Annotated in this window: 17 protein-coding genes and 1 tRNA gene; 5 read left to right on the top strand and 13 right to left on the bottom strand. The window is 40.5% G+C overall.

Annotated features, from left to right (window positions below):
* Positions 1-41: 41 nt before the first annotated feature.
* On the bottom strand, positions 42-1136 hold the full coding sequence (locus tag PLEUR7319_RS0117955; RefSeq protein ID WP_026102608.1) for a cell wall metabolism sensor histidine kinase WalK: 1095 nt from the start codon (positions 1134-1136) through the stop codon (positions 42-44).
* Between the two features lie 306 nt (positions 1137-1442).
* Between PLEUR7319_RS0117955 and PLEUR7319_RS0117950 the strand changes: the two genes are divergently transcribed.
* On the top strand, positions 1443-1979 hold the full coding sequence (locus PLEUR7319_RS0117950; RefSeq protein ID WP_019506610.1) for a universal stress protein: 537 nt from the start codon (positions 1443-1445) through the stop codon (positions 1977-1979).
* A gap of 32 nt (positions 1980-2011) precedes the next feature.
* On the opposite strand, the gene tnpA is transcribed toward PLEUR7319_RS0117950, so the two are convergent.
* On the bottom strand, positions 2012-2500 hold the full coding sequence (gene tnpA / locus PLEUR7319_RS0117945; protein WP_026102607.1) for an IS200/IS605 family transposase: 489 nt from the start codon (positions 2498-2500) through the stop codon (positions 2012-2014).
* A gap of 56 nt (positions 2501-2556) precedes the next feature.
* On the opposite strand from tnpA, the gene PLEUR7319_RS0117940 reads away from it, so the two are divergent.
* Together PLEUR7319_RS0117940 and PLEUR7319_RS0117935 are read left to right on the top strand one after the other, a co-directional pair.
* Entirely contained in the window at positions 2557-3948 is a 1392-nt protein-coding gene (locus tag PLEUR7319_RS0117940) for an RNA-guided endonuclease TnpB family protein (protein ID WP_019506072.1), read from the top strand.
* A gap of 196 nt (positions 3949-4144) precedes the next feature.
* Complete coding sequence (locus PLEUR7319_RS0117935; protein ID WP_019506607.1) at positions 4145-5461, top strand: alkaline phosphatase PhoX; 1317 nt, start codon at positions 4145-4147, stop codon at positions 5459-5461.
* A 36-nt stretch (positions 5462-5497) separates the two neighbouring features.
* Here PLEUR7319_RS0117935 and PLEUR7319_RS0117930 read toward each other — a convergent pair whose 3' ends face one another.
* The 5 genes from PLEUR7319_RS0117930 to moaC form a co-directional block, all read right to left on the bottom strand.
* Positions 5498-6619, bottom strand: a complete 1122-nt coding sequence (locus PLEUR7319_RS0117930; RefSeq protein WP_019506606.1) for an RNA-guided endonuclease TnpB family protein — start codon at positions 6617-6619, stop codon at positions 5498-5500.
* Positions 6620-6646: 27 nt separating this feature from the next.
* A complete protein-coding gene (locus tag PLEUR7319_RS43560; RefSeq protein WP_019506605.1) occupies positions 6647-6904 on the bottom strand; it encodes a Stf0 family sulfotransferase in 258 nt (85 codons plus the stop codon).
* A gap of 276 nt (positions 6905-7180) precedes the next feature.
* Positions 7181-7480: a DUF3181 family protein gene (locus PLEUR7319_RS0117920; protein WP_019506604.1), complete on the bottom strand. Its 300-nt coding sequence runs from the start codon at positions 7478-7480 to the stop codon at positions 7181-7183.
* Positions 7480-7731: a 2TM domain-containing protein gene (locus PLEUR7319_RS0117915; protein WP_019506603.1), complete on the bottom strand. Its 252-nt coding sequence runs from the start codon at positions 7729-7731 to the stop codon at positions 7480-7482. Before PLEUR7319_RS0117915 ends, PLEUR7319_RS0117920 begins: the two co-directional genes overlap by 1 nt.
* A 52-nt stretch (positions 7732-7783) precedes the next feature.
* Positions 7784-8290 (bottom strand): cyclic pyranopterin monophosphate synthase MoaC, encoded by a 507-nt coding sequence (moaC, locus tag PLEUR7319_RS0117910; protein WP_026102606.1) that lies wholly within the window; start codon positions 8288-8290, stop codon positions 7784-7786.
* A gap of 70 nt (positions 8291-8360) precedes the next feature.
* Between moaC and PLEUR7319_RS0117905 the strand changes: the two genes are divergently transcribed.
* Together PLEUR7319_RS0117905 and PLEUR7319_RS0117900 are read left to right on the top strand one after the other, a co-directional pair.
* A tRNA-Arg gene (locus PLEUR7319_RS0117905) sits at positions 8361-8434 on the top strand.
* 293 nt (positions 8435-8727) lie between these two features.
* Positions 8728-9219, top strand: coding sequence for a hypothetical protein (locus PLEUR7319_RS0117900; protein ID WP_019506601.1), 492 nt, complete (start codon positions 8728-8730; stop codon positions 9217-9219).
* Between the two features lie 212 nt (positions 9220-9431).
* Here PLEUR7319_RS0117900 and PLEUR7319_RS0117895 read toward each other — a convergent pair whose 3' ends face one another.
* From PLEUR7319_RS0117895 to ybeY, 6 genes are all read right to left on the bottom strand, one after another.
* Positions 9432-10742, bottom strand: coding sequence for an MFS transporter (locus PLEUR7319_RS0117895; RefSeq protein ID WP_019506600.1), 1311 nt, complete (start codon positions 10740-10742; stop codon positions 9432-9434).
* 92 nt (positions 10743-10834) lie between these two features.
* Positions 10835-11053 carry a hypothetical protein gene (locus tag PLEUR7319_RS0117890; RefSeq protein ID WP_019506599.1) on the bottom strand — a complete coding sequence of 73 codons (219 nt, stop codon included), beginning with the start codon at positions 11051-11053 and terminating at the stop codon, positions 10835-10837.
* Entirely contained in the window at positions 11050-11826 is a 777-nt protein-coding gene (locus PLEUR7319_RS0117885; RefSeq protein WP_019506598.1) for an MBL fold metallo-hydrolase, read from the bottom strand. Before PLEUR7319_RS0117885 ends, PLEUR7319_RS0117890 begins: the two co-directional genes overlap by 4 nt.
* A 20-nt stretch (positions 11827-11846) precedes the next feature.
* Entirely contained in the window at positions 11847-12437 is a 591-nt protein-coding gene (locus PLEUR7319_RS0117880; RefSeq protein WP_019506597.1) for an aminodeoxychorismate/anthranilate synthase component II, read from the bottom strand.
* Between the two features lie 12 nt (positions 12438-12449).
* On the bottom strand, positions 12450-12905 hold the full coding sequence (locus tag PLEUR7319_RS0117875) for a diacylglycerol kinase family protein (protein ID WP_237743593.1): 456 nt from the start codon (positions 12903-12905) through the stop codon (positions 12450-12452).
* 164 nt (positions 12906-13069) lie between these two features.
* A complete protein-coding gene (gene ybeY, locus PLEUR7319_RS0117870; protein ID WP_019506595.1) occupies positions 13070-13594 on the bottom strand; it encodes an rRNA maturation RNase YbeY in 525 nt (174 codons plus the stop codon).
* Between the last annotated feature and the right edge of the window lie 3 nt (positions 13595-13597).

Below are 13597 nucleotides of genomic sequence, written 5' to 3'. Positions count from 1 at the left end.
CGAGTTTTTCCCATACTGGCAGAAAGATCGTAGGGAAAGATCTAAGCAATGGGAAGACAAAATCTGAAAGTGCTTCCTCGATCAATTTGACTTTCAACTTCAATGTGTCCTCCTTGTAATTCAACTAGGCGGCGAGCGATCGCTAGTCCAATACCTGTTCCTCCTGAATGACTAGCGCGGGAGGGATCGGCACGCCAAAAACGTTCAAATATATAGGGTAAATCCTCTTTGGCAATCCCAACTCCTGTATCAATTACCGAGATCCAGACATAACGATGAACTTTTTCTGCCTTAACTGTGATTGAGCCAGTTTCTGTATAGCGAATAGCATTACCCAACAAGTTAACTAGTATTTGTTCCAGGCGATCGCGATCGGCTAATACATGAGGGATATCCTGGGGACAGTCTAGCTTGAGGCTTGGTCCTTCTTCTAATAGTTGATCGGCAAAACGTTCAACTAAAGATGAAAGTAAAGGACATAGACTAATTGGCTTGGAATCAATCGATAAATAGCCAGCTTCTGCCTTAGAAAGTTCTTGTAGATCGTGAATTAATCTTTCTAAACGCCTAGTTTCTCTTACCAGACGCAAATAAAGTTCAGGCGTACCATCAATTGTGCCATCAGCTAGTTCTTCGAGATAACCGCGCATTACAGTCAGTGGAGTACGTAGTTCATGGGTTAAATCGCTAATTAATTCCCGTCGTCGTTGCTCTACATCTCCTAAGCTACTAGCCATCGAGTTAAAACTAACGCTGAGTTGGTTTAATTCAGGTATGGCACTTTCAGGAACTCTTTCGGCTAAATCTCCAGCGGCAAATTTTTGAGTAATCTGTTTCATTTGCCTTACGGGTTGAGTAATACGTTTAGAAGATAGATAACTTACCCCTCCTGCTACACTAGAACCAACAATTACCGATAAGATGGCACTGCGATTCCAAGCATTTTGAAATCCTTCTACTAGATAGGTTCGTGCTGAACGAACGGTGAAAATACCTCTTTTTTCTAGTTGCTCTAGCCGTAAAACAAACATTCGTGGAGAAGAAAGTTTAGCAATAATCACGAAGCTTCCTAATCCCACCATCATCACTAATAAATGGGAGATAAATAAACGCGCTCCTAGACTTAATTTAGGCATTTTTTGATTTTCAAGTTTGATTGATCGAAAGCTATCAGCTTTTCTCTTCAACATAGTAAGACAAGGATCAAGCAGCTAACAGCTATTTGGGTTGAAGATCTTTTTTGATTTTAATTAATAGCAGTATTCCTCTCGGTTTCATACCTTAAATCACTAACTCTATTTATTCTGAGATCAAATTTCCCTCATAAGTTCCTCAAATTATTTGTCTATATATAAAGGTAGAGCTTCCAAGTATCTCAACCAAGCCAAACAACATTCTTGAATGGCTTTAAAGAAACTTGATTCAGACTAGAGGAAATCAATATGTTTAACAAAATTTTGGTAGCAATAGATGATTCAACAACTAGCAGAAATATTTTTGACGCTGCTCTATGTCTGGCAAAAACAACTGGCGCTAGTTTGATGTTGCTGCACGTTTTATCCTCTGATGATCGGGATTATCCAAGTCCGTCTCTTTACTCTGGTCTTGAATACGATCCCTTTGATTCCATTCTTATCGAAGCTTATCAAGAGCGGTGGCAGAAATTTGAACAACGGGGACTTGAAATGCTTCGCTCACTTACAGAAGAAGCAACTAAAGCAGGAGTAAACACCGAATTTACTCAGGCCGAGGGCAATCCTGCTCATATTATTTGTGACTTAGCTCAAACGTGGTCAGCGTCACTGATCTTCATTGGTAGTAGAGGTCTGACTGGGGTCAAAGAAATATTTCTGGGCAGTGTGAGTAATTATGTGACTCACCATGCTCCTTGCTCGGTTTTTATTTGGCGTGATAATGTCAATCCTGATTCTCAATTTTCTCAAAAAAACAATGCGCAATTAACCTCTTCTCCTTCCTGAAAACCAACTCTTAAAGGATCTGGATTTATGGCTTAGCTGTTCGGCGAGAAGCCCCACATCTCTTTTGCGACAGCAATGAGTGTGGGATGAATCGCTAGTAATAAACTAGCTATAGGAGAATTCTGATTTTCAATATATTTTCTAAGTGTTGAAATAGTAACTCCACCGCAGCTTGCGAGAAAATAACTGCTATTCCAAACGACTTTCTTTTGATAGTATGTTTTCTCCAATTCTGGTAAAAATTCCTGTCTCAATTTACGACTAGATACGCTTTTGAGACTATTGACTAGCTTGCTCAATTGAACCTCTGGGTGATATTGGCAAAGCAAATGTGCGTGCTCGCTTTCGGCGTTGAACTCGACCACCTTGCAGTCGAACTTATCTAACAAAGATTCAAATACCTGATGAAGTCTATCTATCATTGGTGCAGTTAATACTTTATGCCTGTACTTGGTAGTCAAAACTAAGTGAGCTTTTAAATCAGATACGGAGCGTCCTCTTGATACGAAATCTTTCTTCATAAATAGTTCGGAACGACTATGATATTATCAGTGTATCAAATTAACTGACTCCAATATTGATTTATAACTACCAGTATCGATTGTATCTAACTACAGAACAGAAGCTCGTCCTTAATGACTGGCTTCGGATTTGTCGTTATTGGTACAATCGACAGCTGGGGGAAAGATTTGATTGGTGGAAGAGAAATCGCAGCTACACTGATAGCTGTCCTTTGGTATGCCATTTACCCCAGTTAAAAGAAAAGCCTGAGTTTTACGGACAAAAAAAGCAGCTACCTATAATCAAACAAGACTTGGTAACTGTGGGCTGGAGTGGCGAATTACTAGACTTTAACTCCGTTCCCTCGCAGACGCTTCAGGAGGTTTGCACTAGAGTCAAGTTGGCGATGGAGCGATATATAGCTGGCGATGCGAAGGGTAAGCGTTCGGGAAAACCGAGAATTAAAAATACCGCCAGATACAGATCGATGGTGTTTGAGGGAGCGAAGCTACACTCTTGTTCTGTCGGTGCAAAATGGTTATATGTTTCCCTGCCTAAGATTGGTCCAATTAAAGTCAGGCATCATCGTCCATTACCAGATGGAGCAAAACTCAAGTCTGTACAGGTAATAAAGAAAGTAGATGGTTGGTATGTTAACCTTCGTCTAGAAGACATCTCTGTTCCTAATTTCCAAGCAGATATTGTTCCTACCTGGGATAATTCTTTGGGAATGGATGCAGTTCTGCATGAAAATGATTATCTGGCTACTTCTGAAGGAGTCAAACTACCAAGTCTCAAGTCTTTTCGCCAATCCCAGCACAAGCTAGCCAAAGTCTCAGGACGTAAATCCAATAGAAGTGTGGGTAGTAAACCCCGACGCCAACTAGCCAAGCGTGAGGCCAAGATACATCAGCGCATAGCAAGAGCTAGGAAAGACCATGCTTATAAGACTGCCCATAAACTGATGGCTACTGGTAAAAAAGTTTTCTTCCATGAAAAACTCAATCTAGCTGGGTTGAGCACAAGAAACAAACCCAAGCAAGATTCCAAAGGCAAATACTTGCCTAATGGTCAATCTGCTAAATCTGGGCTGAATAAATCTTGGTCGGATGCTGCCTTCGGTCAGTTTTTCAACATTATGAAGTACATAGGCGAAAAAACTGGTGCTTCAGTTGTCGCAGTAAATCCCGCGTATACCTCAATGATATTGCCTTACAAAGACGAGTTTGTCTTTACCGATGTCAGTATCAGAAAGTATTGGGATGAAGAATTAAAGCTCTGGGTTGACCGAGATATTGCTTCTTCGGTCAACGTGAAGAGGGTTGGGCTGGATGTGTTCCCAACCATAAAACGGCGTAGAGGAAATCCAGTAGTTATCTCATCTACTACTAATAGTACCTCCAAGCTAGTTCTCTCTTCCCTACGGGGTCTGGAGAAGCCTACATCCGTATGCGAAGCATCGGTGTAGGTACATCACTAGATTTCTCGGTAATTTCGTGAAGCTACCACTCTTCTTCTTCGTGAAGATGATGGGGTTGTCTCTCAAAATGTTCAATTGCTGATCATACATCTATACATCTATACAATTGCACCTCTTCTGTGGTTTTGTGAATCCGACTATCTCTTAAAGGTTATATTTATGCTGGTTGTGATTGAGGTAAGCTGTGTTAACTCGAAGAAAGTTTTTTTCTCTTGCGGGAGTTGGTGTGGGTAGTGCAATTCTGGCTGCACCGATGAAGAATTTATATACAAGATTAGCTCAGGGAAAACTAGCTTTTGCTGATAAGATTGGGGCTTTGGTTCCCGATCCTCAAGGAATTTTGGATTTACCCGAAGGGTTTCAATATCGAATTTTGTCCCGTGTTGGGGACACTATGAACGATGGTCATCTGGTACCTAACCAACATGATGGTATGGCTGCGTTTGCTGGTCAAGATGGTAAAACGATTTTAGTCAGAAATCATGAAGTTCATCCTCTACAAGCAGTTAATAATCTAGCTGTTGATCTTCCCCAATACGATCGCAGTTGCTCTGGGGGAACAACAACTTTAATTGTGGATCGCGATCGCAATTTAGATCAGCATTATCTTTCTCTTGCTGGTACCAACCGTAACTGTGCGGGAGGGACGACCCCTTGGGGTTCATGGATTAGCTGCGAAGAGGAAATTTCTACTCCCTATCCACCACCAGGATATACCAGAGCGATTGTCGCTCCTATCTGGGGCAAAGTTGAACAAAAACACGGCTATAATTTTGAAGTTCCTGCTCACGGAGGATTAGCCACGCCAACTCCTTTAGTAGCCATGGGCAGATTTCGTCATGAAGCGATCGCGACTGATCCGCTGACAGGCTATATTTATCAAACTGAAGACCAAGTTAATAGTTGTATTTATCGTTTTCGTCCCGATCAACCAGGGAAGCTACAGGAGGGAGGTACTCTAGAAGCTTTGGTAATTAAAGATTTACCCCAAATAGATACAGGAGTTAATTTTCCTGTGGGCAAGCCTCAAGCAGTAAGCTGGGTCAAACTAGAGGATGTCGATCCAGAACACGACACTTTGCGGTACGAAGCTCAAACTAAGGGGGCAGCAATATTTCGTCGGGGAGAGGGTATGTGTTATGCCAATGGGGAATTATATTGGACTGCTACCAATGGTGGTGCAGCCCAGGTAGGTCAGATCTTCCGTTATAATCCTGCCAAACAAACAGTAGAATTATTTGTTGAGTCTCCTGGTAGTGGAGTATTAGATTATCCTGATAATTTAACTCTAGCTCCTTTCGGCGATCTGATAGTTTGCGAAGATGGCAGAGGAGAACAATTTCTGGTGGGCATTACACCCGCAGGAGAATATTATAAGTTTGCTCGTAACGCCCTAAACAATAGCGAATTTGCTGGAGTATGCTTTTCGCCTGATGGTCAAACTATGTTTGTGAATATCTACTATCCAGGAATGACTCTAGCTATTTGGGGAGACTGTTGACATACTCCCCATGCGTGAACGCAGGGGATTCTAAATTCAGGCAGAGATAGCAGGTTGAACCTGTCTGACATCTCCTAGCTTAAGGGTTGATGCCCCAACCCTTTGAATATTAATTGCAGCGTTTTTATCTCTATCCAAACTGGTATTGCACTCAATACAAGTCCATTCTCTATCTTTGAGACTTAACTCTTGATTGATATAGCTACAACAAGAGCAAGTTTTAGAGCTGGGATAAAAGCGGTCGATATAGTGAACTAGCTTTCCTTTATTGGCAGCAACAGTTTCGAGGACTTCTAGAAAGGAAGCCCAACTCAAGTCGCTTACTTTTCTGCCCCACAACCGTTTCATACCGTCGAGATTCAAATCTTCAAATATCAGTACGTCGTATTCATTGGTTAGCTTGTTAGCTAACTTCCAGAACCAATCACGACGCTGGTTTGAGATCTCTTCATAAATTCGATTGAGATGGTCTTTGGCTCGATACCAGTTATGAGAACCTTTCTTTTTTCTGGATAGAGAGCGGTTGGCAGCTTTTAGTTTATTTCTCAGTCGGTTAAAAAATAGTGGCGATTTAATTTTCGTACCATCACTGCCAGTTAGAAAAGTCTTTAAGCCAAAATCCCAACCTGCGCTTTTACCCGTCACGACTGGAATATATTCTTGTTGATAGTCAGTTACCACCAGCAAGAACAACTCGCCCAAGCTATTTCTTTTAACAGTTAAGGTCTTGATTTTTCCTTCGATTTTTCTACTCAGAGAAAACTTAAATAATTTATTTCCTATTTTGATTTTGTTTTCAGACAAAAACTTATAACCAGCTTGTTTTAAAGTGAAAGATTTATACTTTCTACGCTTTTTAAAGTTAGGGGGTCTAGTTCCTTTCTGATGCTGCTTGAAGAATAATTTGTAGGCCTTCTCAATGCGTTGAATTATATCTTGTACAGCTTGTGAACCTACCTGTTTCCAGTATTTTTTACGCTTTCTTAATTTGGCTATATGCTTCATGAGACGATACTGATTTAAGTGCTTGCCAAACATTTTGTAGTAGCGTTTGTGCAACGCTATACAGTGATTATAAATACTGGCACTAGCATTAATTGAATAGTGCAAATATTTATTTCTTTGATGTTGGTATAACTTGAATTTGTAGGTCTTCATGATTGATATTGTATCATAATTTAAGCATCAATAAAAGTTGCCAAGCCATCCCCTCGCTACATGCGGCAAACTACGCGCCTTTGTATCCCCATGTCTGAAGCCAGGGGCTTTACGCTCGCATTCGGTAAGCAAGTAATTGTCAAGTTGATATTTACCTAACAAATCTGAGGCATTCAGCCATTCACTAGGTTTCCCCGCTAGACCAGTAGACTGCAAGGCTCTACAAAGCAGGGTGCTACCCGTCCTTTGACTAAACCAGATGGTGTAAGATAGTTTCGGTTTCATCGGCTTATTCGCGTAAAATCTTGATGCCAGATTTTAGCCGTGATCACTTAGCGTGGGCTTCGTTCAATCGCCAAATACTCCTTAAACTTTGATTGCTTCCTACATAACCTGAATTCGGGATAAGCTGAAACGCTTTTGGTGCGGTTGATGGAAAAACCATGATTTACGTTAAATCATAATGAGGTTGGCAGAAAAATAATCCAAAAAAAGCTTAGAGCTTATGACTTACAGCTTAGAGCTGACCTTAGCCTTGAATTGCCTTAACCCGAACTGAGGTTACATATCTTTTTGATATTCTTCTAGTAAATCTAGGAGATTAACTTGGCACTGCATTGGTAGCAAGTCATTTAGAGGTAATTCCGTTTTACCACCCCCTAATTTTACAGGAATGCTTTGTAGAATCGAGGTAACTGCGTCCTCGCTCAGAGAATCATCTTCCAAAAGAGGGTAGACTTTCTCGGCGACAATGGTATGTAAATGGGCATCATTTAAATATAAATGCCATTTAGCAACATCAATGTAGACGTTTTCGCCAATTTGAGCTGCTAAAGTTTCTATTTCTTGTGTAGTAGCCATTAGGTTTTTATCGATGTGTAATCTGCGATCGCTTTAATATAAATAAAATGTAGGGCTAAAATACCAAACCAAATACCGTTGACCCAGAGCAACCATGGCCACTCAGTTGATTTGAGATTATGGACAAACCATAAGCCAGAATTGGTGGCAGCATAAATTCCAACATGAATGGCAAAATTCATTAAGTCATCTAAACGACGATATTCTGGATCGGTTTTACGGTTTGGTTCACGGGGCCAACGGGGAGGCATAAATTCTGACTGGATTAAATTATCTATACTAATACACCCTTATTGTATCTTTTTAGCTGCTTTTTGCGACCGCAGAATAGTCACCAGATTTGCCTCCAGTTTTACTCAGCAAACGAATATCTAAAATCTGCATCGATTTTTCTAGTGCTTTTGCCATGTCGTAAAGAGTTAATGCTGTCACGGAAACGGCTGTAAGAGCTTCCATTTCTACTCCTGTTTCCGCCTTGGTGCCTACGGTAGCCTTAATTTTATACCCAGGTAACTGTGAATCTGGAATAATTTCTACCTCAATTTTGTGGAGTGGCAGTGGATGACAGAGAGGAATTAGATTAGCTGTCTGTTTAGCTGCCATGATTCCCGCAATTTTTGCCGTACCCAAAACATCCCCTTTCGGTGCATTTCCAGCTTGGATAGTTGCTAAAGTTGACTGAGACATTCTAATTTTGCCCACGGCGATCGCTTGGCGAGGAGTTATTTTTTTAGCTGAAACATCGACCATTTGAGCTTCTCCGCGGTCGTTAAGATGAGAAAGTAAATGGGAATTATCTTTTTCTTGCATTGTTGTACAAAGTTCTGCTACTATTAGAAGCTGTTGGGTAGAGTCCATTAATCGCGGCTCACTTAGCTAGGGGCGAGTAGCTCAGTGGATTAGAGCATTTGGCTACGAACCAAAAGGTCAGGGGTTCAAATCCCTTCTCGCTCATATATCATACTTTAACTGGCAGAGATATAAAGTCGGTTCCAATATTTCTCGTTTAACGAGTGCTAATTGATCTATAAGGTTCGGTTAAAGGGCAAAGGAACAATCCTCAACTTGCGTAGACCTTTTACCTTTTACCACACACAACCAATCAATTTTGATGGCTTAATCGAGAAGTACTGAAGTCAGTTCTTGTTTACCTACACTTTTACTCCTCATGGATAAACTAATTAAACATTCCAGCAATACTGCATGGGATTAAATGTTTGTAGAGATTAAATTGTATTTTAAATAAAATGAAAAAGTTCTTCCCGATATCATTAATCTTCGGAATTACCTTTAGTGTACAGTCAGCTTTGGCAATTCCTGCTCAAGTCGGAGTTAATCAAGTCGACTCTCAGTCACCATCGGAGACTAGAGCTAATCCAGATGGAAATGGCATTGAAAACCAAAATGCCCAAGCCAAAGAATTTAAATTCAATTTCGACAATGCCTATGACTATGCTGCTTGTTTAGACGTAATTCTCTTGACCTATGAGGGGCGTAATATCGAATTAGAAAATGCCTCTCAGAATGAATGTACCAGCGATATCCTCAATACTTTTGGTGATGACTTAACTAAAGATACTGCTTTAGAATTAGTTAAGTCGGCTCATTTTAGGGCTACTGAAGGACTTGAAAGCCCCCTTTACCCCTCTCTCGGTATTAGAAGAAGAGTAGCCATCAATTTGGGATATGTTTATGACATCGATCAAAATAACAGCGATATTTTAGAACTGATCGAATAGCTATCAGCTATCAGGTATCAATCTTGAAGTGAGTGATGATATCATTTTGTTTTTTAATTAAGACAGATTATATCATTTCAGTTTTTAGGTAAGACAGATTATTTGTAGGGGCGAACCGCAGTTCGCCCCTACCACTCCTTCCACCGCAACTGTCTAAAGGTTTTTCTGTATAAATCCACTATCAATTATTAGTTGCAGTCAACATAAAACATTTAAAGATTGGGGTTCAAAGCATAAACATCTGAAGCTCTTCCTAGAGCAAAAAAGAGAGAGTGGCGAAAATTTTTCCCTGCTTGAGTGACAAAGATAACTAGAGCAACTAAAGCTAAGATGGCAGCTAGAGAAAATATACCTCGATAACCACCCAAAACAGAAGCAAGAGAACCTAGAGTAAATCCCCCCAGGGCAATCCCTAAATCAAAACCGCCCATGCAGAGAGCAAAAACTTTTCCCCTTTCATTGGTATAGGATCGATCAGCAATTAATGCCAAAATCAGAGGAATAAGCATACCAGCCCCTGCTCCTTCGACGATCGCCGATAATAAAAACATGACGGGAATCTGGGCATAAGCTAGTAAAACCATGGAAACGATGTAGCAAATTAGACTACCACTGATAAATAGCCCCCGTCCATAACGATCGCTTGCCTGACCCACAAATAAACGAACTGAAAAGGAAGCGATCGCTGCTGCAGTATAGTAAAGACCGACATTAAAATCTAGCTGTAATTGCTTAATATATAAAGGCAAAAAGGCTACCAAAGTACCAAAAACCAAACCAACTAATAATAATACTATGGTGGGCACGATTAAAGCAGGATCTCGGCATAGTTGCCAAAAATCCCGTTGAATTGTAGCAGAATTACTCTCGGAAGATAGTTTGATCTCAGGTTGCCATGAATTTTTAATTTGACTGGCAAGTAAAAATGCCAAAGTGCCGCAAATTGCCGAAATCATAAATAATATTTCATAGCCAGTCTTATTGGGGAGCAACAGATTGTCACTAGACTGTAAGAATCCGCCAAATGCTGGTCCGATAGACATACCAATCGGTACAGCTAGGTTCATGTAACCAATTAAAGTCCCTCTTTGCTCCCGAGGGGCGAGATCTACTACTAAGGCACTATAACCAATCGTAAAGGCAGCGATACTGACACCATGAAAAGCTCTGATTTGGGCTATACCTACAATTGAATTAACTAGCAGGTATCCTACTGGTGCTAAAGCTGCGACTAGAGTGCCAATCAAAATTACTAGTTTACGGCTACGACGGTCTGCTAGCTTGCCCAGCCAAGTGCGAGACCCCAGTAATCCAATCGCAAAGCAACTCATCACAATACCTACTTGTTGCGTCGTACCACCCATAGATTGAATATAAGTAGGCAAGGTAGGTAATAACAAAGTGATGCTGACCCAAAATAGCAATCCGACTAAAAATAGATTTAGTAACTGTTGTTTGGTTTTTGTTTCAAGAACTTTCCAGGCTTTCACAAGTATTTTGATAAGATATTCGATAGCTAACATTAACTAGCTATTAAATATCTTAACGTTGCTTAATATAGATTTGCTGACAAACTGAGAGCTAGTTCTGCAGTTTTTGGAAATTTTGGAGCATCTTACTGGTCGCATCCCCAACAACGAATACATCCGCGAAAGACCATGATTACTGTCAATATTTCTGTAACCAGTAAGAACTTTTGTGGAGTTAAACATAATCCCCACATCAATAAAATTGCTCCTAAAATCACTGCTGATAGCTGGGCGATTTCTTCCTGAGCCTTTAAACCCCAAGCAATTACCCCAAAACCCAGCCCCAGAAAAATTACAAAGCTCATGAACTATAGTCTAGTACTCGGACCAAAATACGCTCGCTTTGGAAATCAGACTGTTTAATTTTAAAGCGATCGCGTCCCACTTGGGCAACTTCCATATCTTGCGCCAGATTTAGAAATTCATCTACTGTCACTAAATCACAGTTTTCTGCCGCTGCTGTAGTGCGATAATGTGTGGGAATAACCATCCTGGGACGAAGCACCTCTACCGTCTTTTTCGCTTCTTGAGGACCATAAGCTTTGACGCCACCACCAACAGGAGCCAAGAGCACGTCAACACCACCTAAGAGAATTTTATCCTCCGTCTCCAAAGGTGCTGCCGCACCACCTAGATGAAGAATACTAACTCCCCCCTGAGTCCAACGCCAAGCAATATTTTGACCAAAGCGTCTACCATCTTCTCGATCATGAGGCAGAGAGAAGCCTTGAAATTTAATGTTGCCAAACTGATGAGTACCTCGCTGAGTAATGACCTGAGGTTTTCCTTTAACGGATTCAATCGCCCCTTCGTCTAATAAAAAACTACTGACTAAAACTAGGTCTGGTTGGAGATCTGGCAGAGCATAACCAGCAGTACACCCCAAAGATTCATAAGGATTAACCAAAACTTTTAAACCGTCACCGGTAAATAAAAAACAGGTATGTCCGAAATATTGAATTGTCACACCATCAGTAGCTGTCTGCGCTTGGGAAGGTTGACGAGAAGGAATTAGAGTCGTCGCGATCGCTGTTGCCAAACCAGCCCCACCATAGTGAATGAACTGTCGCCGTTTCATATAATTAGCTAAATTATTTACTATTTTAGTGATTTTAAAAAATTACGTAACAAGGATTTACCGCTGTCTGTCAGAATACTTTCTGGATGAAATTGTACCCCTTGAACATGATGATAATCGCGATGGCGAACTCCCATAATAGTTCCATCATCTACCCAGGCAGTAATTTCTAAATTATCGGGAATAGTCTGGCGGTCAATCACTAAACTATGATATCTGGTTGCAGTAAATGGGGAATCTAAACCTTCAAACACACCAACATTTTGATGGTGCACCGGGGAGGTTTTACCATGCATTAACACTGGTGCCGAAACTACCTTGCCACCAAATACCTCACCAATGCTTTGATGACCTAGACAAACTCCCAAGATCGGTATCTCAGAACCGAGCTGGTCAATTAATTGAAGCGAAATGCCCGCATCTTCTGGGCGGCCAGGTCCAGGTGAGATTAAAATACCGTCTGGTTTAAGTTTCCTAATGGTATCAATATCGATAGAATCATTGCGATAGACAAGAATATCCTTTGCAACTGGCAATTCTTGACTTAATTCTCCTAAATATTGCACCAAATTATAAGTAAAACTATCGTAGTTATCGATGACTATAATCAAGTCCTATCTCCATTACAACATAGGCATAATACGCTGCAATAGCGGTGGAAGCAAGATAAATGCAGCTACCATTACCGCTGCGATCGCACTAATCAAAACTGCACCAGCAGCACAGTCCTTAGCTATTTTAGCTAGCTCGTGATAAGTTTGCTTAACAGTAAGATCAACTACAGATTCGATTGCGGTATTGATTAACTCCAAAATCATCACCATGGCGCAGGTCATAATAATTATCGCCATTTCCATGGCCTTGATTTCTAGTAAAATTCCTAGAGTCACAGCCAAGAAACCAATCAGAGTATGAATACGAAAGTTTCTTTGAGTTACAAAAGCATAACGTACTCCAGCCCAAGCATATTTAAAGCTCAGAAATAAATTTGGTGCTACCTGCCAAGCTAACTGACGAATGATTTTTTTATTGACTGGCGAAGATTCCATAGCAGTAGGGACAATAGTAGAAGATTTCATATTTATATCAAATAAAGATAATGTGGGATTGGTTCTTGGATTTGGTTTAATCATGTTAAAAGAATCAACTATAATCCGTATATTTATTCAATTTATAAAGTTATAACAACTTTACAGTACAAGAAGAATCGAATTAGACAAAATGGGTAGTTAAATGCTGTTATTCAGTAACTTGGCTGAATTTCAACTAGTTGAATTAAGTCTGACTGCCGATTGAGCATCTGCTTAAGACTATGAGCATCAGGATGATCCCAACCCAAAAGATGTAATAAACCGTGACTAGCTAACCAAGCCAACTCCATCACTAGAGAATGGTTTTGTGCTTGAGCTTGTCTGGCAGCAGTATCCAGTGAAATAACAATATCTCCCAGATACAAAGGTTCTTCAAAGTCTTGGGGAATAGTTATATCTACTTCTGTAGCTGCAAAAGCTAATACGTCAGTAGGTTGGTCTAAAGAACGATATTGATGATTAAGAATCTGGATCTGGCGATCGTCAGTTAATCGTAAACCGACTTCACACTCCTTGGTCATCACTGTTTGAGAATCTAAAAATTGTATCCACATTTGAAACCAACTGCTCCAGGGAATGGACTTGACCGAACTCAGGCTGCAGTCTATCAAACTTCCTTCATAGAGATTTTCGACATAAACCACAGCATTTACAAGTTGTTTGGCAGTTATATCCATATA

It is taken from the genome of Pleurocapsa sp. PCC 7319 (genome assembly GCF_000332195.1).
Taxonomy (GTDB): Bacteria; Cyanobacteriota; Cyanobacteriia; order Cyanobacteriales; family Xenococcaceae; genus Waterburya.
This window is presented reverse-complemented; position numbering and strand designations above follow the sequence as displayed.